We start from the raw sequence: 26,312 nt of genomic DNA, 5'->3' as shown, positions 1-26,312 counted from the left end.
TGTGGCCACAAATTTACTTAGTTTCCCTAGCTTCCAACCACTGCTGAGCGCTATTAGGATCGATAAACAGGGTGGCGTTGGAGTGGGTACGCAAAATCGTTGATGGATATACTTCGCTGATGTCATCGAGGAGGGTGTGGTAAATGGCTTCGGCTTTGTGGGCCGCAGGAACCATGCAAAACACCGTGGGCGCTTTCACCAACGCAGGAATCGTAAGCGTAAGGGCATACTCGGGAACAAGCTCCAACGACGCAAAACAGCCGTCGTGTACTTGCTGCTGACGGCTCGTAAGGTCTAAGTCCACCCTTTTGACTAGCACAGGGTCGTTGAAAAACGCAATGTGCGGGTCGTTGAACGCAATGTGGCAGTTTTCGCCGATGCCCATGCAAACGATGTCGGTAGGGTATTGGGTCAACAAAGCCGAGTAAAGTTGACATTCTGCTTCGGCGTCTGCTACGTTTCCATGGATGTAAAACACTTCTCTCAACGGTACTTTGGCAAAAAATCGGTCTTTGAGAAAGTTGCCAAACCGCTGCGGCGCGTCGTCCGACAAGCCAATGTATTCGTCCATGTGAAAGGCATTCACCCGTTGCCATTCAATACCAGGCTGAATAGCGAGGGCGTCCAAAAACTCGTTTTGCGACGGAGCAGCGGCAAAAATAATATTGACGGTTTCTTGGCTTTGGAGCAATGATTTAATGTTTGTAGCAGCCATTTCGGCGGCATATTGCCCTAATTCTTGGCGATTTTGGGCTAATTTGACGTGGAGTTTGTCAACGGTTGTTTCTTGCAAAAGAGGCATTTTTTGAACGTAAGGTTGATACATTTAAACGATTTGTCATGCCGTAGGCATCTGATTATACACTACTTTCCCCCCCACCATCGTCATCCCGACGTTGATATTTTCATCAAAAATAACAATGTCAGCGTCTTTGCCTTTGGCGAGCGAGCCTTTGCGGTCGCTAACGCCCATGATGCGGGCGGGGGTGGTGCTTGCCATGCGAACGGCATCCAACAACGGTACATTGGCCATCGTAATCATGTTGCGCACTAGTCGGTCGAAGGTGGCGACGCTGCCCGCAAACGAGGTACGGTCGGGGAGTTTGGCCACACCGTCTTCGATGATAACGGGCAAGCCATTTTTCAATGACCCCAGCACACTTTCTCCTTCGGGCATCCCTGCGCCGCGCATGGCGTCGGTGATGAGGGCAGTGCGGTCAGGGCCTTTGAATTTATAGACAAATTGGAGCAAAGGAGCGGGCAAATGAATGCCATCACCGATGATTTCTACGTCTAAGTCAAGTAAGTACGAGCTTTCAATCACCCCCGCGTAGCGAAAGGCGTTTTTGCGCGTCACACCCGACATCGCTGAATACAAATGAGTGACGAGTGAATAGCCATTTTCGTAGGCTGCCAACACATCGTCGTAATAAGCATCGGTATGAGCAATAGCCGCCAAAATCCCTTTTTGACGTAACCGTTGTCCAAACGGAATCGCTCCTTCTAATTCAGGAGCCGCGCTCCAGCGGACGATGGACGACGAATAGTTCAGAATTTCCTCGTATTCGGCGGGGTCAGGCTTGCGGATGTAACGCGGGTCTTGCGCTCCCCGCTGACTTAGCGCAAAATAGGGGCCTTCGAGGTGAATCCCTAAAAAGGCCGCGCCGTTGGTATTGCGTCGATGGGCTTTTTCATACACATCGAGCGTGTGGAGAAAATCTTCCTTTTCGGCGGTGAGCGTGGTAGGTACCAAGGCAGTTGTACCGAAACGCGCGTGCAGTTTGGCAACCGTCAGAAATGCTTCTTCGGTACCATCCATAAAATCGGCGCCACCACCGCCGTGGACGTGGATGTCGATAAACCCAGGAGAAATGTATCGCCCTTGGGCGTCGATTTCTTCGGCTTCGGGTACGTCTATATTGCCTTCATGGACACCGAGGACTTGACCATTTTCCACCACCACCGTTCCATTTTTAATGGCGCGAAAGGGCGTGAGAACAGTCCCGTTACTGATTTTTATTTTCATAAAATGCAGGTCTTTTTGGCTAAAAAATTAGCCCTTCTCCTGAGAGGAGTTGGGGTAAGGATAAACCCCATGATAAGGGGTTTAAGAGCAAAGTTTAGCCCTTCTCCTGAAAGGAGAGGGGTTGGGGTGAGGTTCCCCAACGTTTCACTTTATGGCCGTAGGCCGCATAATACACCAAGTACAAATAACAAGGCAACAACACCCAATACGCAGTGCGCACGTCGTACAAATCGGCAAAATAGCCGTAGAAAAGCGGCATAATGGCATTGCCACACAAGCCCATGATGAGAATCGAGGCGCCGAGTTTGGTATAACGTCCAAGGCCGTCCAACGCCAAGGGCCAAATTCCCGCCCATACGAGTGAGTTGGCCAAGCCAAGTAATACCACAAACCAAATCGAAAGGTCGGCGGTATGGCCTAGAAATTGAACGGTGCCTTTGGCAAAAATAATGAGCAACGTAAACACCGTTCCCAACACCGTACAAAAGCGCAGGGCATTGACCTGACTGACAAATCTGGGGATGGTGATAATCCCGATGATGTACCCACAAATGGTACAAGCCAAGGTGTAGGACGGAAATGTTTTGGCCTTGAGCAAATCAATGCCCATGGAGTTGGCATACCCAATGACGGTATCAATGGCAATCACCTGCGTACCTACGTGAAGGAAAATGGCCACAGCCCCCAAAATAAGGTGCGGAAACTGGAAAATGCTGGTTTTGCCCGCGTTGGCACTGGCGACTTCGGGGCTTTCGTGTTCGGTATTGATTTCGGGTAAAGGCGAGCGATACACCAAGTACCCCAACACAAATAAAAATATTCCTAAAACAGTGTAAGGCTGAATCACCCGACGGACGAGTTCGTCCAAAGCAGCGCTTTTTTCGGTGGGATTCATCGTGCCAAGTTGCGCAAATAAATCGGTGTCGGTGGGGCGTAAAATCACGGCAGCAAATACCAACGGTGACAAAATTCCCGCGGCTTTGTTGCAAATTCCCATGATGCTAATTCGTTGAGCACCACGTTCTTTTGGGCCTAAAATGGTGATGTAAGGATTGGCAGCGGTTTGTAAAATGGCTAACCCAATGCCAATCGTAAACAGTCCCATCAAGAAAATGCCATAAGTGCGCGTCATAGCAGCAGGAACGAAAATAAACGCACCCAACGCCATCGCCCAAAAGCCAAACATCATGCCCTTTTTGAACCCTTGGGTTTTGAGCAGATACGAGGCAGGTACCGACATGATAAAGTAGGCAATGTAAAACGCAAACGCCACCAAATAGGCTTGAAAGCTGGTGAGTTCGCAGGCAATTTTGAAGTAAGGAATCAGAATGGAGTTGACCCACGAAATGAAGCCGAAGATAAAAAACATCAGCCCAATCAAGAAAATAGAAACGGTGGTTTCGCGCGGGCTTAGGCTGCTTACTTCAACGGCAGCAGTAGAGGATTTCATAGAAAGGATGGTTTTGGACTTCCCGAAAGTTACCCACTTTCGGGAAGTTGGTTAGGTTTAGAAAGAATCGTTACAACGTTGGCTCCCAGCCTTTTTCGTACTCACGTTTCCAGAATTTCTGCGCTTCTTTGTTGTTCTTGATGTGCCCGTTGGTGGGGTCAATGTCCAAAATGCTGTTGGAACGCAAAGCGATGTTCCCCAACTGACACAAAAGCGTACTCTGGTGTCCGCTTATAATATCGGATGCCAACGGCGTCCCTTTTTTGATGGCTTCCACAAAGTTTTGGAAGTGAGTGGCGTCCAATGCTTGCGAAGGATTCATTTTGTTTCGAGGATCAATCGGCATGTCGTTGGTAACGTCTTTGATGACCTTGTTGTCCAAATCATAAATTTTGTACGCATTGCCGCCGCCGTATTCCAACGTACCTTTTTCTCCGTAAAACGAAACGCCTACGCTGCTGCCTTCGATATTGCGGCTGTTGCAGCTACGGCCTTCCCACGTCATGAATTTATCCTTGCCAAATTCGAGGTTAATAACTTGGGTATCTGGTGTTTCCCAGTCGTCTTGGTAGCGGTAACGCCCACCCGAAGAGGAAACTTTGGTCGGATAACTTACCTGCAATCCCCAACGCATGAGGTCGAGCATATGGGTGCCGTTGTTGAGGGCTTCACCCGTTCCCCAATTCCAAAACCAGTGCCAGTTGTAGTGGATGATGTTGTCTTTATAGGCTTTGCGTGGCGCGGGGCCTTGCCACAAATCAAAGTTGAGCCACGACGGTACGGCCGTTGCTTTGCCCGTCCCGATGGTAGGGCGGTTGTTGGTGTACCAGCCTTTGGCAAAATACGGGCGACCAATTACTCCGTCGTGAATTTCTTTGATGGCTTGTTTGACGTTGGGCCACGACCGACGCTGGTTTCCCATCTGAATCACGTTTTTGTACTTGGCAGCTACGGCCATCAACAATTCGCCTTCGTGCGGGTTGTGGCTGCATGGTTTTTCCAAATACACGTGTTTACCTGCTTTTGAAGCCAAAATAGCCGCAGGGGCGTGCCAGTGGTCAGGAGCAGCAACGATGAGGCCGTCCATGTCTTTGTCTTCCAGTGCTTTGCGGAAGTCGGGCGTTTCTTTTGGCTTGCGGTTTTGGATTTTCTCTACCCCCGCCACGCACTTTGCAGCGGCTTTTGAATCCACGTCTGAAATACTGACGACTTCGCAGTTAGGTTGAAGAGCAAAGTTGGTTGCCAAGGCAAATCCACGGCTGTTGACTCCCATGACACCGAGGCGTACCTTGTCGTTAGCGCCCAAAATATTGGCATAACTTTTTGCACTAAAGCCTGGAAGAACACCGCCTACGGTCAAAACGGCCGTTCCTGTTAGGCTTTTTTTGAGAAAATCGCGGCGAGAAGCGCTGTTGGATGAAGTTGAGTTTTGGCTCATGTAAAGGTTTTTGGTTAGAAATAATGTGTTTATTGACACCTGCAAAAATAAAGGTTAGCCCGAGGTTTTGCCTAAACTTTCCAAGTTTCCTGTGAACCTTGGAAAGGTTTTTAACCTTTCCAAGGCTATTTTTCGACGCTTTACGAACCTTGGAAAGTATCTTAGTCTTTCCAAGTTTCTTTTTCGATGGTTTACAAAACTTGGAAAGGTTTGTTATTTGCTTTGCGGTGCCCAATACGTACAATAACCTGCCGTTTGAACGGGGCCTTTGAACAACATACAGCCACCGCAGGCTTTGCCATCTTTGGGAGGAAGCCACAAATTGCAATTTCCACACTGAGACTCGGCACGGGGTGAGGCATCGACATACCCCAGTTTTTTCCGAGTTTTTAGGTCATTCTCACTAACCATTGAAAAATCTTTGCAAGGGTCGGTCGTTTCAGAATGAGAAGCCGATTTTGGTTGACAGCTACTCACTAAAAATGCGGAGGCGGGTACTATCGGTAACGCAGTGGCGATAAATTCTCTTCTTTTCATGCGGGTTAATGATAAAATAAACCTGTTATTTCTTCCCCAACAAAAGGGCTAATCGCTGAGCTTCCCCTGAGCGATTGCGGGTACGCACCACGTGAGCAAAGTCGTTGAGGAAACTTTCTTTGTCGGGTGTCATTCGATCAAAAAAACCTTCCTTTTGCAATACTTCAATGAGTGCAAAAGAGGCTCCTGTCTCCGAACTTAAAATTCCCATGCGGTACCATTTGTCCTGAACGTGTTTTGAGAGGGCACGGGCCAATGCGGTTGAAGCAGCAGGGGTTTTGTACTGCCCAAGGCTCAAACAAGCTTGAAACGATACTTTGGGCGACAGGTCAGTGGTTTTTTCGATAAGTTCAGGTACTAACTCAGGCCACTTTTCGGCTTCGATGAGGCCATAGGCGCGGAGGTCGGGCTGAGCGTCGGTGAGGGCTTTTTTGATCAAGCTGGGCGTCAGGGTATTAAGTCCTTCCAAGACAAAAAATGCGTGCAAACGAGCGCGAGCGTCGGCGTGCGTTAAGAAAAGGTCAGTCACGGCGGGAAGTATCGATTTATCTTTCTTTTCGAGCAAAAGTCGCTGGGCATTGAGCCGCCACCATTGCTGCGGATGAGCTAAAAGCGCAACCAATTCGGCCGATGATTTTGAACGTAATTTAGGCGCTTCGTGCGTTAGTTTGGCTTCTTTTGGGGCAATCTGGTAAATGCGCCCGAGTTTGTTACCGTTGAAAAAATCCATTTCTTCTTTTAAATCTTCAGGAATGGCCGTGGGAGTTTCGATGTGCTGTCGGTACATGTCGATGACGTACAGCACGCCGTTGGGGCCCACGCTCAGTTGCGCAGGTCGAAACCACGGGTCGGAAGAGGTCAAAAACTCGGTGGTCTTTTCTTTTTCCCCGCGTTTGGCAACAAACGTTGGGCTATTGGGCAATGGTTGTATAACGTCACGGTGAATCAAATTTCCCGCCACTTCGCCCGTAAACACCGAACCATGGTAGTCGTCGGGAAGTAAATTTCCGCCGTAAAATGTTCCTCCCGAAGCTCCTGTAAAATGATCTTCGGCGTATTCGTGGCGGTCGAGTTTGGCTTCGGCAAACTGCTCATTGCGGCGCTTGGTACGTTCTTGACGCCAGTAGGGAGCGGGCGTTTCTTGAAACATGTCAGGGTCGTGGTCGGAGATATTCAAAGCCACATCGTACGACGGCAAAAATGGATGACGGAACAAATAACGTCCTGCAATGGGGGCGTGCTGAATGTGCAGGGAGTTTTCGGTAAAAAAGCGGTTGCCCCAGTCATCGACCGACATCCCAAATTGCCCCGTACTCGACTCAATTTCAAACTGCCCTCGGTCGAGACGAAAACGAAAATCGCCGCCTTTGACCGAAATGGGTGGTAATTTGGGGTTTCGCATAAATTTTACTAGCCCATCTTGCCCACAGTTGGAGGCATAAATCCAGTTATCGACGTTGTAGTGCAAGTTGGTGATTTGTGCTTCCGAATTGTTGGCAAAAAAGCCCGTAAAAAGTACCTCACGAATATCGGCGCGGTAGTCGCCTGTAGTATCTTTTAAAAACAAAATATCGGGAGCGGCGGCGACTAGTAGTCCTCCTTCCCACGGCAAAATGCTAGTAGCTTCCGAAAGGTTGTCGGCAAAAACAATGGCCGAATCAATGCGCCCGTCTTGGTTGGTATCGCGCAGGAGCCGAATCGCTCCTCCCAACGTCCCATCTTCGGGTTTGGAAGGGTAGTCGGGCATCTCGACAACAAACGCGTTTCCCTCCTCGTCAAACACCATTTCAACGGGGTCGAGTACGTGCGGTTCGGTGGCAAATACTTCGACTTGGAGGCGGTCGTCGCTCAAGGTAAAGCTTTTGAGGGCTTCGTCGGGGGTGAGGGGGTCGGTATAATGCGCACACGACCAACTGAGTCCTACAAGTGCGAAGAAGAGAAGGTTTTTCGAGGCATTCATTGGGATATTACAAACTGATTTTTACTAAATCTTGAATCTCGTGTCCTTGGTGGTCAAAGCGTGCCAAGGTATAGACCGACTTATCGGCGCCAATGGCAACGGAATTAACGTAAGTAGGGCGGCTGCCGTCGGCGTAGAAAATCGGGCCGTGGTCGTGGTAAGTGAGGGTCGGTAAGTGGTACGTAACCAAATGCAGGTTTTCGAGTCCTTTGGCGGCTCCTTTGGCAATTTGGTCGGCTCCTTTGACCCGTTTCCCGTCGATGTAAATAGGACCACCTGTGAGGTAATAAATGGTTTCGTGGTCGGGGCCTAATTGGAAGCCCAAATACCCGTAGCTAAATTGGTCGAACATGCCACTTTTGCGCGAAGGCTCCGACGTGAGGCGTTCAACAAGTTCTATTTTTTGAGCTTTGGGGTCAAAACGGAACAAATACCCCGAATTTCCGTGGATTCCGTAGGCAACTTGTTCAGGAGCATACCAGAAAATTTTCCGCCAATTGTACCCCATGCTGCCTGGGTGTTTGGGGTCGTATTTGCCAAAATAGTCGATACGTAAGTCAATGTTTTCTAGCTTGGTTAGCCCTTCATCATCAGGTTGGTAAGTGAAAATGTCTCCTTCGGCGGTGGAAAAATAAACGTTACCATCACGCGGGTCAACGAGCATCGAACGGCACAAAACACGGTAGTCATCTCCAGGAATACCAGCCTCACCATTGGCCGAAACTAACGCTACTTTTTTAAGGGTTTTGGTCGAAAGGTCGAGGTCAATAAAATACCCCAACGGCCACGTAATGCCGTACAAATGCCCTCGTTCACGGTCGATAGTCATGGTTAAAATCCCTTCGCCATCAGGGGCAAGAGCGAGGTCTTCAAATTCACCCGTAGCCAAATCGTAGGAAAGAAAATGTCCCCCAGGGTAGAGATTTTTTCCATTGGGTGCTTGGGTAGGAAGGCGCTCCATGCCCTCAATCATCTCATAGACGCCAATGTGGGTAGCAAAATAAAGTTTGCCGTTGTTTTCGTAAAAACGAACGTGGCTTTTTCCCTGCGGAATGGCGTTAGCTTCTTTTTCGCCGCAGACGTCGGTGAGGTCGGCTACCCATTCGGTTTGGTCAGTAGCGGGGTCGTAAGCGTACATTTGTCCGCCGATGTCGTACGATTCTGAACAAAGAACGTAATAAACTTTACCGTTGCTCGCCACTGAAATGGCGTTGTAGGTATCGTGAGCCAACTCAAAACCCGAAAAGTAGGCTTTGGCAGTAAGTGAATTCATGTGGTTGTGGTTTTTTGGAAAAAATAATTATTGGTGTGTGCGCCTAGTGAGCGAGGGTACTCATACCCTCGCATTGTAGCTGGGTAGCCACTACGTGGCAAGTGGATTGTGTTATTATTTTTATGCTACAAACAGGTAGCCGCTCCGCGGCAAGGGTTCCTAGTGAGCGAGGGTACTCATACCCTCGCATCGCGGTTGCTCACAACCGCGTGTTCTGTGTGCGTGAGGGTATGAGTACCCTCACGTTACGGTTGCTTACAACCGTGTGTTAGATACCCTATTTCGGCACGAGCTTAATTTGCTTTGCTAGTTTGTCAATTTCGACATAAATCAAGGAAGGCACTGATGCGTCCCAAACGCTCGGCAAGCCATACACCATTTGCGACGATTGACCTTCGTAGCCCCCTTCTTTCAGTATCGTGGCGGAAGGGATATAACCCATGACGTCGTTGGAATAAGCCGCCACAAAAATGTCCGTTCCGTAGCGCTTTTTGCACTCAATGGCGTATTCAATGACCAATTCCCCCCCAAAACTGAACAAAGCCTGTTCGCCTAATTTCCAAAGTTGGATGGGGTAAGGGTAAGACGAGACAAACGGCTTTCCTTGCTTCATTTCACTGAGCAGGCGAGTAGCCCAACGCTGCATGTAGGGGGCTTCAGTTTGCTGAACTTTCAACAGTTGTGCCTCCGTAGGTGGGGCCGAAAGCGGTAACGTGACCTCGGCGTAAGCCGATTGAAACTGCGCCGACAGCGGTTTCATGGGTTCTTCCAACACCCGTTCCACGGCGGCGGCGAGTTCTTTGCCGTATTGCTTGGCCAACGAAACCGTGCGGCGAGGCAAAGGGTTTTGGTCGCCTGCGGCACCTTGAAAAAACAAAGCAGTGGCTTCGGGGTGCGTTTTTTCTAACTCGATTTGGGCAAAACCAGGGTAATCCCCCGAAAGGGCGTAAAGGTCGAGTACGGTAGGGTGGCAAGCGTAGCCGAAAACAATGGCTTTGAGCTTTCCTTTGGGCGTCACGGCTTTGATGACAGGGACGGCGTAGTCGTTGGGGCCTTTTAATTCGGTTTGTTCGAGCAGAGCCCCTTCTTTATTGTTACGTCGGTTGACCTGAAAGCGGGTTACGCCGTTTTGGGAAAACAGCTCAACGGGTTCCAAGTTTTTCAACGCATTGCCAATTAACTCCACCACTTGCCCCTCCAACCAACGCGAATACTGGTTGATTTTGGCTTCTTCGGCGGCATTGAGGGGATAAATATCGTGCAGGGCATCGTACAGCACAGGGCCAGAATGTGTGTGCGAACTGTTCAAGAGCACATTCGCTTTACTCAACCCAAAACGTGCTTGTAGCTGGCTTCGGATGCGGTCTGACATGGCTTTAGGAAACCCCAGCATATCGGTAGTAACCAGCACCGAGCGTTGGCCATTTTCGTCTTCCAGTGCCACGGCTTTGGCCCACAAATCGTGCAGTTTTCCTTCCGAAGCGTGGGTGCGCGAGGCATACCCTGCTTGCCAAATCGCTTCTTTAGGTGTAATAACGACTTTGGAAACGCCTGCTTTCCAGCCTTTTGCAAAGGTGGTTGAAATGATGAATAACCCCACCAGCCAAAGATGCTTTCTCATTTCATTGTCAGGAGTTTATCGGCGTGGGTAAAGATTTTTTCGATGGCATTGGCGATGTCGTCCATGTCGGCGCGTGTACCGAGGAGCATATTTTGGGTAAACCAAACGGCTTCTTCGTTGCAAAGGCGGTCGTTGTTGGGACAATGGTTCCGCTCCACGTAGCTTTTAAAATCCAGCATGGCCTTGGGGTACATTTTCTGGAAATTTTTCGATTGGAACGCATCGTCGAGGTAAGGCATGTTGTTGAGGGTCGCGTAACCTTTCGAACATGGGATTCCCTCGGCCGTCAGCGCTTTTAAGAACGTGTCGCGTGAAAGTCCTTTAAAGGCCGATTTTTGATAACGGAACGGAAATAAATGGAAGGCTGCTTTGGTGACATTGCCGTACAGCTTGTACGGAATAATACCTGGGATTTGTTCGATTTTGGCTTTTAGGTAAGCCGCATTTTCGTTGCGGAGGTTAGTTTCTCCTTCCAGCCGTTTGAGTTGTGCTAACCCAATGGCGGCTTGGTATTCAGTAATGCGTTGTTTGTTGCCCTGCATGATGGTACCCGCGCCAATCACTCCCGAAGCCATCCCGTAGGGGTTACCGTAGTTGTGGTACGAAAAGCAACGATCCATAAATAAGTCGTTGTTGCTTACAATCGCTCCAGCTTCGCCGATGGCTAAGTTTTTGGAATTTTGGAAGCTAAAACAGCCCGCATCGCCAAAAGTTCCTACTTTTTGGTGGTTGATTTCGGCCAAATGCGCCTGACAAGCATCTTCAATCACGGCCAATTTGTGTTTTTTGGCAATGGCCAAAATCTGTGGCATATTGGCTGGCAAGCCTAAAATATGCACAGGGATAATGGCTTTGGTGCGAGGCGTGATTTTGGCCTCAATTTTGGCAGGGTCAATCTGAAACGTTTCGGGGTCAACATCGACAAATACGGGCATAGCGCCGTTGGCAATGACGGGCGCGACCGTTCCGATAAAGGTATAAGGAGGTACCAGTACTTCATCGCCCCCGCGAATGTTGAGCTGTGCCAATGCTGTGATGAGGGCGTTGGTGCCATTGACTACCGCCAACGAACGCTTTGCACCGACGGCTTGTGCCCATTTTGCTTCAAAGTCGGTGACGACATTGGCCCGTGACCAAACGCCGCTGCGGATAACTTCGAGCAGTTGTTTTTCATCAGTTTCGGGTTTCCAAATGGGCCACGTAGGCCACTGTTGCGTCCGTACGGGTTTGCCTCCCAACAACGCTGGAGGCTCTGCCAACGAAAACGTGACTGATTTTGCGTTAGCTTCTGCGGGTGAGGTCGTTAGCAGGGTGGGAGCCAAGGCAGCGCCGAGTCCCGTAAGCGAATTTCGTTTGAGAAACTCTCGTCGTGAAAAGGGTTGGGAAGGCATATAAATACAGGTTTTTAGTCAAAATGAGGGGATTACTACCAACAAACGGGGGTTTTGAGAAACTCGATGGGTGGTTTTGAGAAACCACCCACACCGTCTAGCTTTTTCTTGCTTTTTTTAACACACTTTCAAGCGTTACGGGGACTCCGCCTTGGCGTTTACTTTCGTCGGCGGCTTCCATAAAGGCAAAAATTTCAATCGTTTCTTCGGGGGTAACGGGGACTTGGCCCGTTTCAAAATAAGCGACAATGTCCTTTAACAGAGGCTCGTAACCGCCATAAGGGCCGAGAACGATGTTGCCGTTTTGGGTATAAACCGTGCCGCCGTAGTCGTGTTTGCCCGTGCGTGTTCCACGGAAGGTACCCACGCGCCCGTCGGCCCAAGTACCTACCACAATGTCGGTACCTTCGTTGTTGATTCTAATCACTTGTTTGCAGCCCGTACCCATGACAGTGTAGAGCGTTTCGACGCCGTGAATGCCGTACCAGAATAAATCGGGGTGCGTTTTTTCCAACACCGCAGGGCTAAAGGTATCAGCGCCTACGACTTTGGTTTTATCCACTTTTTCTACGCCTTTTATGTGCCGCAACGAAGAAGCGGAGAAAAGTGGCATTTGGTATTTTTTGGCGGTTTCAAAGATGGTGAGGACGTCGGAAAGCGAAGCGGCAATGGGTTTGTCGATAAAGACGCGTTTTCCTGCTTTAAGAACAGGGATAAGTTGTTCGAGGTGACGGCGGCCGTCGTTGGTTTCGAGCAACACCACATCGACTTTTTCTAACAATGCTTCAATCGAATCGACGATTTCGACATTCAATTTTTTGACTTCTTCGGTATAACTAGGAATGCGTTTGGTGCTACTTTCAATGTCTTTGCTGCCGTGTGGATAGGCCGCGACTATTTTGTAGCCTTGGTAGTCGGCACTAGCATCGGACGCATTGAGAACTTTGGTAAAGGCGGTACTGTGCGAGGTATCAAGGCCAATGATGCCTACTCGCTTGCCTGCGGCTACCGTTGCGGACGCAGAGGCAAAAGAGGAAGGGGCAAGGGCTGACAACGATAAACTTCCGACAGTAGCGCTTTTAACAAAATTTCTTCTAGTAAATGTGGTTTTTTTCATGATGAAAACAGATGATTGGGTATAGACAATATATTATCTATATTTAGGAAGACATATTTGTACTACTATTACGGTGTCATTGGATAAATATTTTTTAACTTTACAAAGATACTTAAAATTTGTTTACATTTTTGCATAAAATTTGACTACAAAAAATGAAAGTAGATTCCCTCGCTAATAAAGTATATAATGAGCTTCGCAAAAAAATTCTGTCGAACCAACTGGTGTCGGGTACTCGACTAAAGGAAGACATCTGGGCCAAGCGTTTAGATGTGAACCGCATGGCAGTGCGTGAGGCGTTGACGCGGTTATTGGGGGAACAGTTGATTGAAACGGGCGAAAAAGGGGGGTACTTTGTGAAGTCGATGAGTGTGGAAGATGTACGTCAGATACGCGAATTGCGCGAAATATTAGAGCTAGGAGCAATTCGGTTGGCCATTCAAAAGATTGATGACGAGGGGATTCGTAAGTTGGAGGAGATTTGTAATGATTTCTCGTCGATGGTAGAGCGTGGGTATTTTGGCGGGGCTTGCGAGGCGGATGTGAAATTTCACGAAACCCTGATTGATTTTGCCCAAAATGACAAGTTAAAAGACATTTACGAAATCAGTAACATTCCACTCTTCCACCAAAAGCTGGGTAAATCCCAAACCCACATGGATGACTACGAGCTCACCGACCAAGAACATCGGCAGTTATTGAAAGCATTGAAAGAGAAAGATGTAAAGTTGGCGGAGGAGACGCTTTCGAAGCACTTGCTTCGTGGAGAAGTAGAGGCGCTGGAGCTAGATTAAGCCTTTATCTATATTATATAACAGTATTCTGACCACCCCAAGGGTAAGCTACGCTCGTAGTAAACCCTTGGGGTTTTGATTTTGAGGGGGATAGGGAAAGAAAGGGTTTCGTAAAAAAAAATTAACATAACTTTTTTTGTTTACAAAAATAAGTTTTCTTTGTAAACAAATTCGGCAAAGATATGTAGGCAAAAGTCGCGTAATGCCTAACTAGATTTGGAGAGTTGAGAATGTTACCAATAACCCTTATTAAAACACCATTAAATGCAAAGCCCTATTTACTATTAACTCTTTTCTTTAAAAAAACATCACACACATGAATGACTTCTTCCTACTCCGAAAAAAAGGGGTAAGTATGCTATTGCTTTGCCTACTTATGTCCGTTGCGGTGTACGCCCAAACCCAAATCTCGGGTAAAGTGGTGGGGGCTGATGATTCTCAGCCCATTGCAGGCGCTTCGGTGCTTATTAAAGGAAATACGACAAATGGTGCCATCACGGGTGCCGACGGCACATTTAGATTGACGGTTGGCTCGAATGCGGTGTTGGTAATTTCGTACATTGGATACCAAGCGCAGGAGGTGAATGTAGGTTCGCAAACGACTTTTAACATTTCACTAGTTCCTTCCACCACTACCCTCGGGGAAGTGGTAGTAACGGGCTACTCGGCTGAGCGCAAAAAAGACATTACAGGCTCGGTGTCGGTGGTGGATGTGAAGGCGTTGAAATCGATTCCGTCGGGTTCGGCGGTGCAAGCCCTTCAAGGTCAGGCGGCTGGGGTCAACGTCATTAGCTCAGGCGCGCCAGGAAGCCCTAGCAATATCTTCGTGCGGGGGATTACTTCGTTTGGAAATACGCAGCCTTTGGTGCTCGTTGACGGCGTTCAGGCAGAACTCAACGATGTAAGTTCGGACGACGTGGAGTCGATTCAAGTCTTAAAAGATGCGGGTGCGGCGGCCATTTATGGGGTACGTGGTTCAAACGGGGTGATTGTTGTGACGACCAAAAAAGGAAAGTCAGGCCAACCCGTTATTTCGTACGATGCTTACTACGGAAGCCAACAACCGTTGAAAGGAAACGTGTTTAACTTACTTAATTCAACGGATTTTGCGCGTTTGACCAAAGTTGCCTACCCAACGACGGGTTTATTCCAAAATGGTCTTCCTGACTTTACGTATAGAGGCCCAGGTGCAACGGGCGTGGGTAAAGCAGGCGATGCAGCGGTGGATCCTTCCAAGTATAATTTTGATGCCAATAACCCAGGTCGCAACTACTTGATTCAGTCCGTAAACAAAGAAGGTACCGATTGGTTCCATGAGTTGTTTAAGCCTGCCGCCATGACCAGCCACAACTTAACGGCTAGCGGCGGTACTGATAAGTCGAATTATATGGTGTCGTTGGGGTATTTCAACCAACAAGGAACGATGCTCAAAAGCTACTTGGAGCGTTATTCGGCGCGTATCAACACCCAATTTAAGATTAAAAATAACATTCGGGTGGGTGAAAACGTCTATATGTTCTACAAACGCAACCCAGGATTTGACAACTTGAGCACAGGTAACCCAATCGCTTGGACGTACCGTGCGATGCCGATTATTCCTGTCTATGACATCAGAGGTAACTACGGTGGAACGTTCGCAGGCCCTGAATTGGGAAGTTCGTCCAACCCTGTAGCGGTACAGATGAACACCATCAACAACAAAAGCAACGCTTGGGATGTGATTGGAAACGTGTATGCCGAAGTGGATTTCTTGAAGCACTTTACGGCACGCACCAGCTTTGGTGGAAGCATTGATAACCAGTATGCTACGAACTTCAACTTTACCCCTTATAACAATTCAGAAGGTAACACGAACCCTAACTCGTTTTCGGAAATTGCGTTGTACAACAGCAACACCATGTGGACGAATACGTTGACCTACACCAATTCATTTGGCAAAAACAATTTGAAGGTAATTGTGGGTTCGGAAGCGATTCGTAACTACGGACGTTACCTCATTGGTTCGGCAAGCCGCTTGTTCTCTACCAATTTCGATTATTTGAGCTTATCGAACGGAACCATCAACATTACCAACGGTAGCAGCGCTTACAACAATACGTTGTTCTCTATTTTTAGCCGTGTTGATTATTCGTTTGATGACAAATACTTGGTGGGCGTAACGGTTCGTCGCGATGGTTCGTCGCGTTTTGGCGCCAATCGCCGCTACGGTATTTTCCCTTCGGTATCGCTCGGCTGGCGCTTGACGGGTGAGGAGTTCTTGAAAGATGTTGCTTGGCTCAACGAATTGAAATTGAGAGGAAGCTATGGGGTGCTCGGTTCGCAAAACAACGTAAGTCCGCAGAATGCCTATACACTTTTCGGGGGTACGTTTGCTAATGCCTATTACGACATTGGCGGAAACGGTGCGTTGGCACAGGGTTTTGCCCAAACAAGCATCGGAAACCCGAATACAGGATGGGAAGAAAACATCGTGACCAACATCGGTTTGGACGGTACTATCTTGAACAACAAATTGGACGTTTCGGTCGAATACTACAAAAAGTCAATCAATGGCTTATTGTTTAGCCAACCGCTTCCTGCTACGGCTGGGGGAGCTACGGCACCAACGGTGAACATTGGTGACATCCAAAACAAAGGGGTGGATTTGGCTTTGACCTACCGCCAAACGATTAGCCCAAGTTTGAAATTTAGCATTGGTGCCAACATTACGACCTACCAAAACAAAGTCGTAAACACACCAAGCCCAGGGTATTTTGACGGTGCCAACACCCAAAACCTCGGAAACGTTGTTCGCAACCAAATCGGTCAGCCTGTAAGCTCGTTTTTTGGCTACAAAGTGATTGGGTTGTTTAAAAACGACGCCGAAGTGACCTCGTCGCCCACCCAATCGGGAGCCGCACCAGGCCGCTTTAAATACGAAGACGTCAACGCAGATGGCAAAATCGACGCCAGCGACCGTACCTTCCTTGGCAGCCCTAACCCTGACTTTACGTACGGCTTAAACTTGGGCGTAACTTACCGCAACTTTGATTTCTCAACTGTTTTGTACGGCTCACAAGGCAACGAAATCTACAATACAGTACGGTCGTTTACGCACTTCTTTAGTACGTATGTTGGGGCAAAAAGCAATGATTTGTTGAATGCTTGGACGCCAGAAAACCCCAACAGCAGCATTCCAAAAATTGAGTCAACGGGCTCGTTCAGTTCGTCGGGGGTTTCTAACTCATTTTACGTAGAAAATGGGTCGTTCCTCAAAATGCGTTCGTTGATGGTAGGTTATACTGTGCAACCGTCGTTCCTCAAAAAATATGGTATGAGCAAACTTCGCTTGTACGCCCAGGCCGCGAACTTGTTTACGTTCACCAAATACACGGGTCTTGACCCAGAGTTGAGCGGAAACAGTTCGTCCTTTGGAATTGACTATGCCAACTATCCGAACAACCAGAAGAACTTCATTTTTGGTCTAAACCTTTCTTTTTAAAGTTAAGTAAATAATTTCATTAGTTACCCGCAGAAGCCGCTGACTAATACAAACGCAGATTTGCGCTGAAAAAAGACTTTATGAAGCCATTCATCGGCGTTATCTGCGGCTCTCAATCTGCGTTAATCTGCGGGTAAAATTTTAAAAAAACTTGGCTAACACTCTATTAATCGTTGTCGGTTAAAAAATGAATTTAATCGCTGAATTAACTGATAACCAATAACAGTCTAAACATTGACTTACATGAAACGATTTAAAACACTTTTATATGCGACTGGGTTGGGGTTGATTTTGACAACCAACTCCTGCAAGGAAGAATACCTCGAAATCGGGGCGTTGGGTTCTACCAGCGAAGCTACCCTTGCCAACAAAGCAGGTTTGAATGGTCTCTTGACGGGGGCGTATTCCTTGCTCGACGGCTGGGGTGTGCCTAACACTACTTACTATTTTGTGGGGGTGAGCAACTGGATTTTTGGCGGGGTAACCTCTGACGACGCCCATACAGGAACGCAAGCGTCGGCATTGCCACCAATGGAAGCCGTTGAAAGTTACAACTATGACGCGACGTTGGCACCGTTCAACAACAAATGGATGGTATTGTACGCAGGAGTGCAGCGCGCCAACGACGTGTTGCGGGTTTTGGCCAAAACCAATGACCCCGCGCTTTCGGCTGAAGAAGCCAAGCAAATCAAAGCCGAAGCAACGTTTTTGCGTGCAGTCTATCATTTAGAAGCGGCCAAAATGTGGGAAAATATTCCGTATTTGGACGAAAGCATCAGCTACGCCAACGACAATTACAAGGTAGCTAATACCACCTCAGCTTGGCCTAAAATTGAGGCCGATTTTAAGTTTGCGGCTGATAATCTCTCGGGTACTAAAACCGAAGTAGGCCGTGCCAATAGCTGGGCAGCGAAGGCGTTTTTGGCCAAAACGTACATGTTCCAAGACAAATACACAGAAGCAAAAACAGTATTGGAAGATGTGATTGCTAACGGAGTAACTTCGTCGGGAGCAAAGTATGCGTTGGTCAACTATGCCGACAACTTTAACCCTTCTAAGAAAAACGGCCCAGAATCGGTGTTTGCCGTGCAAATGTCGATTGCCGAATCGTTCCAAAATGGAAACTACGGCGATGCCCTCAACTTCCCGATGGGCGGCCCTGCTACTTGCTGCGGAGCGTATCAGCCGTCGTTTAGTTTGGTCAATTCGTTTAAAACGGATGCTACTACGGGCTTGCCTTTAATTGATACGTTCAACAATTCGGATGTTACCAACGACCAAGGAATCGAAAGTAGCACACCGTTTACGCCTTATGCAGGAACGCTCGATTCGCGTTTGGATTGGACGGTAGGTCGTCGCGGAATACCGTATTTGGATTGGGGATTGCACCCAGGAAAAGCGTGGATTCGCGTGCAGTCGGTCGCAGGGCCGTATAGTCCTATCAAGAGTATTTATTACCAAGCGGCAGCCGCAACTACTTCATCGTCATCGCGTTGGACGTCCAACAACTACACCATGATTCGTTTTGCGGATGTATTGTTGTGGGCGGCAGAAGCAGAGGTAGAAGTGGGAAGTTTGGCAAAAGCGCAAGAGTATGTCAACCGTGTACGTTCACGGGCGGCAAATCCAGCGGGATGGGTGAAAAAGTATGTGGACAACACCGCACCATTAAAAGGGGTGACCAACGAACCAGCGGCCAATTACAAAGTGGGCTTATACACCACCGAATTTACGGCCAAAGGCAAAGAGTTTGCGCGGGAAGCGGTGCGTTTTGAGCGTAAAATTGAGTTTGGAATGGAAGGCCATCGTTACTTTGACCTTCGCCGTTGGGACAATGGAACGGGCTACATGGCCAACGTTTTGAATGCCTACGTGCAGCACGAAACGACCATCCCTGGCTATGATTTTACTTACATGAAAGGTGCGACGTTTAAGAAAGGGAAGACCGAGTTGTACCCTATTCCGCAAGCTCAAATCGACCTAAGTGTAGTAAACGGTCAACCCGTATTGAAACAAAATCCTAATTATTAGGCTGTTAACTGTGTATCCGGCATCTGTGTATCTGTTATCTGAACCAATAACGGGTAACAAATAACCACTAACAGTTAACGGATAACTAATAACGGATAACCAGTAACAGATAACGAATAACAAATACACCATGCTTTTTTACGCTTCTACATACCCTGACCTCAACGAGGCAGCCAACGACAAGGTGGTGGTGTTGCCTTTGGGCGCCATCGAACAACACGGCCCACATTTGTCGGTTTCGACCGATACCGACATTGTCACGTACGTTGCTCAGCAGATAGAAAAAGCCTTACCAGAGTCGGTGTTGCTTTGTCCTACGCTGCCTTTTGGGTCGAGCCACCATCATTTATCCTTGGGGGGAACGATGAGTATTTCGCCCGAGCTTTATACCCAAGTGGTGATGGATTTGGTGGGGTCGTTGGTAGAAAGCGGTTTTAAAAAGATTATTTTGCTCAATGGCCACGGGGGAAACATCACCCCCGTGCGCCAAGCATTGGCGGTGTTGAGCAAGCGTTTTGACGTAAGCCACCAGCCTACTATTGCGTTGGCAACGTATTGGGAGGTCGGCGGAAAAGCCTTTGCGGGCGAACCACCAATGGAAAGCCCTGCCCTGAGCCACGCGTGTGAGTACGAAACAAGCATGATGCTTCACTTATTTGCCGATAAAGTGTGGATGGAGCGCGTCGAAAGGGCACAACGCCCCGAAAGCAATGGCTATATTCCGTGGGAAGACGATGAGCCCTATCGCGGCGTGACGGTTTTCAAACAAACGGCTTTTATTTCGAGCAATGGCAGCAGCGGTGAGCCTCAATTGGGGACGGCCGAAAAAGGAAAGTATTTAGTAGAACAGGCTATCAAAGGATTAATTACATTTATAGAATCATTCAAAAACTGGCCTTTGTCGGAGCGGCTTTTTAACCACAAAGAACCCTAAGAATTGTACAAAGAAACACAAGTGAATGCCCTTTGACAGGTTAAACGCATTTAAAAAAAGTAGCCTCAGCGAGGCTAAATCTTAGTAGAAAAAGGTAAGCAAACACGTCCCCCACCTCCCAAGGCTCCGTCGGGGCGACTGACTCTCGGTGAAAGATGTCACCCCGATGGGGCTTGGGGGAATACCTGGGTCATTCTTTCTACTAAGATGTAGCTCCTCTGGAGCAATAAAAAGCTATTTAATGCGGTCAACCTGGTTCTTTGCGAACATTTTGGTAAAATAAAAAAGATTTGAAAGTTTTGAAAATCAACATAGTTATGTCAAAAAAAATAGAAATAAAACATCCCGATAAAGCCGCCAATACGGGTGCATATTCGGCAGGAGTGATGGTAGGTGAATGGTTGTTTATCAGCGGACAAGGTCCACTCGACTTGACCACGGGAGAAGTGATTCACGGTACCATCGAAGAAGAAACCCTGCTAACCCTCTCACACGTGCAGAAGGTAGTCGAAGCCGCAGGGGGAACGATTGATGACATCGTCAAATGTACCGTTCATTTAGAAGATATCAACGACTTCGACCGCTACGATGCGGCCTATGCCTCGTTTTTTCAGGGAATCAAACCTGCCAGAACCACCGTGCAGTCGGTGTTGTCGGACGGAATTAAAATTGAAATTGACGCGATAGCGATTATTGCTCAAAAATAGAGGGACAATTTTCTAATTTGAAAATGAGGCAATTTGAAAATTAATGACACGATGTATTTCTTACATTGCCGAATTTTCAAATTCTCAAATTTGTAGAGTATGAATCAAACAAAACGCATTGGTACAGTTGGGCTAGGACTGATGGGAAGCAGCATTGCCACCTGCATTTTAGCGGCGGGGCATGAGGTGACATCATTGGTCAAAGACCTAGGCATCGTGGATGAAGCAAGGCAGCGTATTCTCTCTTTTTTGGAACAACTTCACCAAGAAGGTATCCTAACTGAGCGTCCCGAAGAGGTAGTAAAACGCCATACCATCACCGACGACGTCGCTAAGATGGCGGGGCACGAAGTGGTGATTGAATCCATCATCGAAAATGTTGACGAAAAGAAAAGTGTCTATAAAAAGCTAGAAACGGTGCTTTCGCCTACGGCCATCATCGGTAGCAATACATCGGCGATTCCTGTCACGGTACTTCAAAGTGGACTTCAACATCCCGAGCGAGTGTTGGGAATTCACTGGGCCGAGCCTGCCCACATCACTCGTTTTATGGAGGTGATTTGTGGGAAAGATTCGCAGTTAGAATATGCCTATAAAATGGTCGAGTTGGCCGAAAGCTGGGGCAAAGAGCCTTCATTGTTGAAAAAAGACATTCGTGGGTTTATCACCAACCGCATCATGTACGCCATGCTGCGCGAAGCATTTTATTTGGTCGAAAACGGCTACGCTACTATGGAAGACGTGGACCGTTCGTTACGAAACGATTTGGGGTACTGGATTACGTTTGCAGGACCGTTCCGATTCATGGACCTGACGGGTATTCCAGCCTACCTTACTGTTATGAAAGACTTGTTTCCAGAACTCAGCAACGCTACCGAAGCACCTGCTTTTATTGACGACCTCGTGTCGGCAGGTGCCAAGGGCGTTAGCAATGCCCACGGATTTTACACCTACACGCCCGAAAGTGCCGAGCGTTGGGAGGAAAAATTCATTGAATTTAGCTATGACGTCCGAAAATTAGCCAAAAAGTATTCATCCAGTTCGATTGAAAATATCTAATGACGACTATCCACACCATTAAAGCCACGGAGGTGATTGTGCCTGCCAAGCCCGGAAGCCTAAATTCGGAGGAGGTAATAGACAAAGACGCCGCCTTTGCCCAGAAGTTTTTGACGGGCGAGCGCTGGACGGAGTTTGCCAATCAGCCCAAGTGGATCATTGAAATTACGCTTAAAAATGGCCTGACGGGCATCGGCGAAACCTACCGAAGCGCTTCTAAAGAGCAGTTGTCTGAGGCCATGCAAACACTGGTTGGGCAAAATGTACTCCAATTAAACTGGCGTCGATTGCCCGTGACCGACCAACGAATTTACGAAGCTTTTGAGACGGCGGTGCTGGATGTGGTGGGCAAAATACTGAACGTACCCGTCGCTCAATTGCTTGGTGGAGCCTACCGCGACCGCGTCGATTGCTTTGGTTGGACGGGTCGCCGAACGCCCGAAGATGCCGCGCAAAAAGCCTACGAAGCCATGCAAAAAGGCCACAAAGCCTTCAAATTTAAGTGCTCCGACGAAGACCCTGTGCGTTTGTGGACGGCTGAAATCAAGAAAAAATGCGGAGATGGTATTAAAATATTGCTTGACCCCAACCAACGTTGGACGGATGTGGCTACCACGCTTCGATTGATGGAAGGCGTAGAAAACGACATCATGCTAGGTTTGGAAGACCCTATTTTGCACGCCGACGTAGCAGGATTTAAGCACTTACGCGAAACGTTGGGTATTCCAATGTACCGTCATATTTCGTTGCCATACACCCAAGACATCCGCGACATGATTGCCTTTGTTCGTGCCGATGCCGTGGATGGGTATAATTTTAACGGTTCGGCTTATAACTGCGTACTGTTGGCCGAAATCGCTCATTTAGAGGGGAAAGCGTGTTGGAGAGGTTCGGAAGTGGACTTAGGGATATCGGAAACCATGGGACTACACATCGCGGCGGCGAGTATCAACTGTACCATTCCCTCTGATTTATTTGGAGAATTGGTTCGAGAGGATGATTTGATTGTTACTCCCATTCAATTTGAAAACGGCGCGGCTCTCGTCCCGCAAGGCGCAGGACTGGGTATCGAACTGGATAGAAAGGCGTTGGATAGATATAAAGTGAGTGAAATGATTCATTAAACCCCTATCCCCAACCCTTTCCCCTATTAGGGAAAGGGAGTTAAAAGTCCCCCCCTAACAGGGGAGGGTTAGGGGGGGGGTAAATAAAAGAACTATGAAAAAATCGGCAATGTCTTGGACCATACTGTTTGCTTGTAACTTTATGTGGGCCTTTCATTTTACGAGCATCAAGCTGACGCAAGACCAAGTCGGGCCGTATTTTACGGTATGGGCACCGATGCTACTGGCTACGATTTTGCTAGGGCCGTTTGTGGTACGCGATTTTAAGAAAGGAGGTAAAAAACTCTCCGACATCTTGATTTTCGTGCAGTTGGCGGCGTTGGGTGCTTTTCCCTCACAAGTACTAATGACGTGGGGAACGCAGTATTCCCTGGCCAGTAATGCGGCCATTTTGGTGCTTACCTTGCCCGTCATTACGGCGGTTTTTGCCTTCTTGATACTCAAAGAACGCATGAATGTGGCCCGTTGGGTCAGTTTTGCCATTGCGATTATTGGGGTGGCACTATGCTCCACGGACGACATCAAGCGGGTCGATTTAAGTTCCAAATACGCGTTGGGAAATGTACTTATTTTCTTGGCTATTTTGGGCAATGCGTACTACAACGTAGGCTGTAAGAAAATTGCGGAGAAATACACCGAAATCGAAATGGTGTTTTATACCTACCTTGTGATGTGTATTTTGCTTACGCCGCTGGTGCTCTATTACGAACCCGAAATGTTTGGCAAAATTCCCGAATTTACCACCAATACCTGGATTGGGATGATTTCGCTGACGGTGTTTCATAACTTCCTTTCGATGGTATTGTTTTTTAAAGCCCTCAAACATTTGGACGCGACCCAAGTGGCTTTATCCAACTACCTCATTACGTTTATGGGACTTCCGATTGCCGCTTTTTGGCTGGGCGAAAAGCTTAATTCACAGGCCATTATCGGCGGCCTTCTAGTGCTAGTTTCTACCCTTATCCTTTCTATTGTAGATAGCAGAGTGCAACAAAAAAAAATGATTAATAATAATCCATAATCAGTACAGATATGTCAGAGCTAACAAACGAGCTATTCGGCGTTGTCCCGATTGTTCCCACACCCTTTACCGAAAACGAAGAAATCGACGAAAACGCCCTTCGCAATTTGATCGATTTCGCCATTGCAGGAGGCATTAAAGCGGTTTGCTTACCCGCCTATGCCAGTGAGTTTTACAAACTTACGGACGAAGAAAAGCTTCAAGTCGTACGCGTGGCGGTGGAGCACGCAGCAGGGCGTATCAAGATTGTAGCACAGTCGAATCATCCATCACTGAAAGTAGCGATTCGGTTAGCCCAAGCCAACGTAGCAGCGGGTGCCGATGTGGTGTCGTTGGCCGTACCTCGTATTTTCAGCCTGCCCGAAAGCTCGTTGAAACAATACCTATCGGAGTTTCTTCAGTCGATTCCCAATACGCCTGTATTGATTCAAGATTTTAACCCAGGTGGCGCTTCCATCAGTGTAGAATTTATCAAAGAGTTGATGGACGAAAACCCGAATTTCAAATACCTTAAACTGGAAGAACCACTTTGTGCGCCTAAATTTGAGAGCATCATCAAAGCGACCAAAGGCAAGGTAGGTTTGTTTGAAGGATGGGGGGGCTTGTACATGCTCGAATTGGTGCCGATTGGTATTCAGGGTGTTATGCCAGGGTTGGCCGTGGCCGATATTCTACAACGCGTGTTTGATTTGCGCCGTAACGGGGAAGACGGCAAAGCGTTTGATTTGTTTGAAAAAGTAATGCCGCAAATTTTCTTCTCGTTGCAAAACATGGAGTTGTTCCACTACGCCGAAAAAGAATTGCTTATTGCGCGGGGTGTGTTGAGCAACAGCATCGCCCGCAAAGCAGCCTACATTCCAGACGCGTCGAGTGTGAGCTACATCAAAGAATTGAACCAACGGGTCATCGACGTTCTCAACGACGAAACCTACGCCATTCGCCCAGTAGCCGAAGCAGTATAAATAACCTCTCGAAAGTTCAAAACTTTCGAGAGGTTAAATGTCGAAGGCAGAGTGCAGAATGTCGAATAGATAAAAATTGCCTCGGAGAGGCACAACGTTTGTAGAGAATGGAAATAACGGCATCAAAAGTTGCCTCGGAGAGGCACAACGTTTGTAGAGAATGGAAATAACGGCATCAAAAATTGCCTCGGCGAGGCACAACGTTTGTAGAAAATGGAAATAACGGCATCAAAAGTTGCCTCGGAGAGGCACAACGTTTGTAGAAAATGGAAATAACGGCATCAAAAGTTGCCTCGGCGAGGCAAAACGTTTGTAGAAAATGGAAATAACATCATCAAAAATTGCCTCGGAGAGGCACAACGTTTGTAGGGAATTTGACGGACAAATAGCCATTGTAACGGGAGCGGCATCAGGCATAGGTTTGGCAATAGCCAAGAAACTCTTGGTTGAGGGAGCCCACGTGGCATTGCTAGATTTTAACGAAAAAGGGCTTCAACAAGAATTTGAATCCTATGGCGAGCAAACCCTGCGCATCGGACTCGATATTACCAACGAAGCCCAAGTACAAGAAGCCGTGGCAGACGTAGTAGCGCGCTTTTCGAAAGTAGATATTTTGGTCAATTGCGTGGGTATCACGGGAGTTACCAACCTAAAAAGCCACGAAGTAAGCACCGAAAACTTGCAAAAGGTGTTTGATGTCAACTTTATGAGTTGCTTCTACACTTCAAAGGCAGTGATACCGTCGATGTTAGCTCAAAAATACGGGCGCATTTTGCACATCGCATCCATTGCGGGAAAAGAAGGAAACGCGGGGATGTTGGCCTACTCAGCTTCCAAAGCCGCGGTGATTGGTTTGACCAAAGTCCAAGGAAAGGAATATGCCGAAGACGGTATTACGGTCAATGCCTTGGCACCAGCGGTGATTCGTACACCTTTGGTGGATGCCATGCCCGAAGTTCAGGTCAAATACATGACGGACAAGATTCCTATGAAACGTTGTGGTACGTTGGACGAAGCCGCCGACTTGGCCGCTTACATCATTTCGCAAAAAAACAGTTTCACTACGGGCTTTACCTTCGATTTATCGGGAGGCAGAGCAACATATTAAAACGGGGTTTTGAGAAACCCTGTTTTCGGATAGGAGTATCCGAAAGCACGCAAATGTGGAGGAGGTTTCTCAAAACCTCCTGCAAGGGTTGCTCAGAACCCAGCTTGCGGGTGATTTATATTAAAACGGGGTTTTGAGAAACCCTCGTTTCGGATAGGAGTATCCGAAAGCACGCAAATGTGTTGGAGGTTTCTCAAAACCTCCAGCAAGGGTTGCTCAGAACCCAGCTTGCGGGTGATTTATATTGACGGGGTTTTGAGAAACCCTCGTTTCGGATA

At 47.9% G+C, this 26,312-nt stretch carries 20 protein-coding genes; 10 read left to right on the top strand and 10 right to left on the bottom strand.

Annotated features, from left to right (window positions below; all coding sequences use genetic code 11):
- Positions 1–13 precede the first annotated feature (13 nt).
- From FHS57_RS14095 to FHS57_RS14050, 10 genes are all read right to left on the bottom strand, one after another.
- Complete coding sequence (locus FHS57_RS14095) at positions 14–802, bottom strand: glucosamine-6-phosphate deaminase (RefSeq protein ID WP_183974631.1); 789 nt, start codon at positions 800–802, stop codon at positions 14–16.
- 36 nt (positions 803–838) lie between these two features.
- Positions 839–2,026, bottom strand: coding sequence for an N-acetylglucosamine-6-phosphate deacetylase (gene nagA / locus FHS57_RS14090; protein WP_183974630.1), 1,188 nt, complete (start codon positions 2,024–2,026; stop codon positions 839–841).
- A 94-nt stretch (positions 2,027–2,120) separates the two neighbouring features.
- Positions 2,121–3,476 carry a sugar MFS transporter gene (locus FHS57_RS14085; RefSeq protein ID WP_183974629.1) on the bottom strand — a complete coding sequence of 452 codons (1,356 nt, stop codon included), beginning with the start codon at positions 3,474–3,476 and terminating at the stop codon, positions 2,121–2,123.
- 70 nt (positions 3,477–3,546) lie between these two features.
- Positions 3,547–4,914: a Gfo/Idh/MocA family oxidoreductase gene (locus FHS57_RS14080; protein ID WP_183974628.1), complete on the bottom strand. Its 1,368-nt coding sequence runs from the start codon at positions 4,912–4,914 to the stop codon at positions 3,547–3,549.
- Positions 4,915–5,127: 213 nt separating this feature from the next.
- A complete protein-coding gene (locus FHS57_RS14075; RefSeq protein ID WP_183974627.1) occupies positions 5,128–5,451 on the bottom strand; it encodes a high-potential iron-sulfur protein in 324 nt (107 codons plus the stop codon).
- Positions 5,452–5,476: 25 nt separating this feature from the next.
- Complete coding sequence (locus FHS57_RS14070; RefSeq protein WP_183974626.1) at positions 5,477–7,411, bottom strand: PVC-type heme-binding CxxCH protein; 1,935 nt, start codon at positions 7,409–7,411, stop codon at positions 5,477–5,479.
- A gap of 7 nt (positions 7,412–7,418) precedes the next feature.
- The gene (locus FHS57_RS14065; RefSeq protein ID WP_183974624.1) at positions 7,419–8,684 is read right to left on the bottom strand and encodes a hypothetical protein; all 1,266 of its coding nucleotides are present in this window, start codon (positions 8,682–8,684) and stop codon (positions 7,419–7,421) included.
- A gap of 277 nt (positions 8,685–8,961) precedes the next feature.
- Positions 8,962–10,305: a neutral/alkaline non-lysosomal ceramidase N-terminal domain-containing protein gene (locus tag FHS57_RS14060; protein WP_183974623.1), complete on the bottom strand. Its 1,344-nt coding sequence runs from the start codon at positions 10,303–10,305 to the stop codon at positions 8,962–8,964.
- Positions 10,302–11,696, bottom strand: coding sequence for a DegT/DnrJ/EryC1/StrS family aminotransferase (locus FHS57_RS14055; protein ID WP_183974615.1), 1,395 nt, complete (start codon positions 11,694–11,696; stop codon positions 10,302–10,304). The genes FHS57_RS14060 and FHS57_RS14055 overlap by 4 nt, the downstream gene beginning before the upstream one ends.
- Positions 11,697–11,793: 97 nt before the next feature.
- Positions 11,794–12,813, bottom strand: a complete 1,020-nt coding sequence (locus tag FHS57_RS14050; protein WP_183974613.1) for a Gfo/Idh/MocA family protein — start codon at positions 12,811–12,813, stop codon at positions 11,794–11,796.
- A gap of 155 nt (positions 12,814–12,968) precedes the next feature.
- On the opposite strand from FHS57_RS14050, the gene FHS57_RS14045 reads away from it, so the two are divergent.
- The 10 genes from FHS57_RS14045 (at position 12,969) to FHS57_RS14000 (ending at position 26,034) form a co-directional block, all read left to right on the top strand.
- Entirely contained in the window at positions 12,969–13,607 is a 639-nt protein-coding gene (locus FHS57_RS14045) for a GntR family transcriptional regulator (protein WP_183974611.1), read from the top strand.
- A 316-nt stretch (positions 13,608–13,923) separates the two neighbouring features.
- Entirely contained in the window at positions 13,924–17,088 is a 3,165-nt protein-coding gene (locus FHS57_RS14040; RefSeq protein ID WP_183974609.1) for a SusC/RagA family TonB-linked outer membrane protein, read from the top strand.
- 243 nt (positions 17,089–17,331) lie between these two features.
- Positions 17,332–19,119 carry a RagB/SusD family nutrient uptake outer membrane protein gene (locus tag FHS57_RS14035; RefSeq protein WP_183974607.1) on the top strand — a complete coding sequence of 596 codons (1,788 nt, stop codon included), beginning with the start codon at positions 17,332–17,334 and terminating at the stop codon, positions 19,117–19,119.
- A gap of 130 nt (positions 19,120–19,249) precedes the next feature.
- On the top strand, positions 19,250–20,053 hold the full coding sequence (locus FHS57_RS14030; protein ID WP_183974606.1) for a creatininase family protein: 804 nt from the start codon (positions 19,250–19,252) through the stop codon (positions 20,051–20,053).
- A gap of 317 nt (positions 20,054–20,370) precedes the next feature.
- Complete coding sequence (locus tag FHS57_RS14025; RefSeq protein WP_183974604.1) at positions 20,371–20,760, top strand: RidA family protein; 390 nt, start codon at positions 20,371–20,373, stop codon at positions 20,758–20,760.
- A 99-nt stretch (positions 20,761–20,859) separates the two neighbouring features.
- Positions 20,860–21,819 (top strand): 3-hydroxyacyl-CoA dehydrogenase family protein, encoded by a 960-nt coding sequence (locus FHS57_RS14020; RefSeq protein WP_183974602.1) that lies wholly within the window; start codon positions 20,860–20,862, stop codon positions 21,817–21,819.
- On the top strand, positions 21,819–22,943 hold the full coding sequence (locus FHS57_RS14015) for a mandelate racemase/muconate lactonizing enzyme family protein (protein WP_183974600.1): 1,125 nt from the start codon (positions 21,819–21,821) through the stop codon (positions 22,941–22,943). The genes FHS57_RS14020 and FHS57_RS14015 overlap by 1 nt, the downstream gene beginning before the upstream one ends.
- A 109-nt stretch (positions 22,944–23,052) precedes the next feature.
- Positions 23,053–23,964: a DMT family transporter gene (locus tag FHS57_RS14010; protein ID WP_229601345.1), complete on the top strand. Its 912-nt coding sequence runs from the start codon at positions 23,053–23,055 to the stop codon at positions 23,962–23,964.
- A gap of 11 nt (positions 23,965–23,975) precedes the next feature.
- Complete coding sequence (locus FHS57_RS14005; RefSeq protein ID WP_183974595.1) at positions 23,976–24,926, top strand: dihydrodipicolinate synthase family protein; 951 nt, start codon at positions 23,976–23,978, stop codon at positions 24,924–24,926.
- Positions 24,927–25,245: 319 nt separating this feature from the next.
- The gene (locus FHS57_RS14000; protein ID WP_183974593.1) at positions 25,246–26,034 is read left to right on the top strand and encodes an SDR family NAD(P)-dependent oxidoreductase; all 789 of its coding nucleotides are present in this window, start codon (positions 25,246–25,248) and stop codon (positions 26,032–26,034) included.
- Positions 26,035–26,312 lie beyond the last annotated feature (278 nt).

Source organism: Runella defluvii (assembly GCF_014195535.1).
Taxonomy (GTDB): Bacteria; Bacteroidota; Bacteroidia; order Cytophagales; family Spirosomataceae; genus Runella; species Runella defluvii.
This window is presented reverse-complemented; position numbering and strand designations above follow the sequence as displayed.

Coding starts and splice junctions, on each gene's coding strand:
- FHS57_RS14095 (WP_183974631.1), bottom strand. CDS start 802: ATGCCTCTTTTGCAAGAAACAACCGTTGACAAACTCCACGTCAAATTA.
- nagA (WP_183974630.1), bottom strand. CDS start 2,026: ATGAAAATAAAAATCAGTAACGGGACTGTTCTCACGCCCTTTCGCGCC.
- FHS57_RS14085 (WP_183974629.1), bottom strand. CDS start 3,476: ATGAAATCCTCTACTGCTGCCGTTGAAGTAAGCAGCCTAAGCCCGCGC.
- FHS57_RS14080 (WP_183974628.1), bottom strand. CDS start 4,914: ATGAGCCAAAACTCAACTTCATCCAACAGCGCTTCTCGCCGCGATTTT.
- FHS57_RS14075 (WP_183974627.1), bottom strand. CDS start 5,451: ATGAAAAGAAGAGAATTTATCGCCACTGCGTTACCGATAGTACCCGCC.
- FHS57_RS14070 (WP_183974626.1), bottom strand. CDS start 7,411: ATGAATGCCTCGAAAAACCTTCTCTTCTTCGCACTTGTAGGACTCAGT.
- FHS57_RS14065 (WP_183974624.1), bottom strand. CDS start 8,684: ATGAATTCACTTACTGCCAAAGCCTACTTTTCGGGTTTTGAGTTGGCT.
- FHS57_RS14060 (WP_183974623.1), bottom strand. CDS start 10,305: ATGAGAAAGCATCTTTGGCTGGTGGGGTTATTCATCATTTCAACCACC.
- FHS57_RS14055 (WP_183974615.1), bottom strand. CDS start 11,696: ATGCCTTCCCAACCCTTTTCACGACGAGAGTTTCTCAAACGAAATTCG.
- FHS57_RS14050 (WP_183974613.1), bottom strand. CDS start 12,813: ATGAAAAAAACCACATTTACTAGAAGAAATTTTGTTAAAAGCGCTACT.
- FHS57_RS14045 (WP_183974611.1), top strand. CDS start 12,969: ATGAAAGTAGATTCCCTCGCTAATAAAGTATATAATGAGCTTCGCAAA.
- FHS57_RS14040 (WP_183974609.1), top strand. CDS start 13,924: ATGAATGACTTCTTCCTACTCCGAAAAAAAGGGGTAAGTATGCTATTG.
- FHS57_RS14035 (WP_183974607.1), top strand. CDS start 17,332: ATGAAACGATTTAAAACACTTTTATATGCGACTGGGTTGGGGTTGATT.
- FHS57_RS14030 (WP_183974606.1), top strand. CDS start 19,250: ATGCTTTTTTACGCTTCTACATACCCTGACCTCAACGAGGCAGCCAAC.
- FHS57_RS14025 (WP_183974604.1), top strand. CDS start 20,371: ATGTCAAAAAAAATAGAAATAAAACATCCCGATAAAGCCGCCAATACG.
- FHS57_RS14020 (WP_183974602.1), top strand. CDS start 20,860: ATGAATCAAACAAAACGCATTGGTACAGTTGGGCTAGGACTGATGGGA.
- FHS57_RS14015 (WP_183974600.1), top strand. CDS start 21,819: ATGACGACTATCCACACCATTAAAGCCACGGAGGTGATTGTGCCTGCC.
- FHS57_RS14010 (WP_229601345.1), top strand. CDS start 23,053: ATGTCTTGGACCATACTGTTTGCTTGTAACTTTATGTGGGCCTTTCAT.
- FHS57_RS14005 (WP_183974595.1), top strand. CDS start 23,976: ATGTCAGAGCTAACAAACGAGCTATTCGGCGTTGTCCCGATTGTTCCC.
- FHS57_RS14000 (WP_183974593.1), top strand. CDS start 25,246: ATGGAAATAACATCATCAAAAATTGCCTCGGAGAGGCACAACGTTTGT.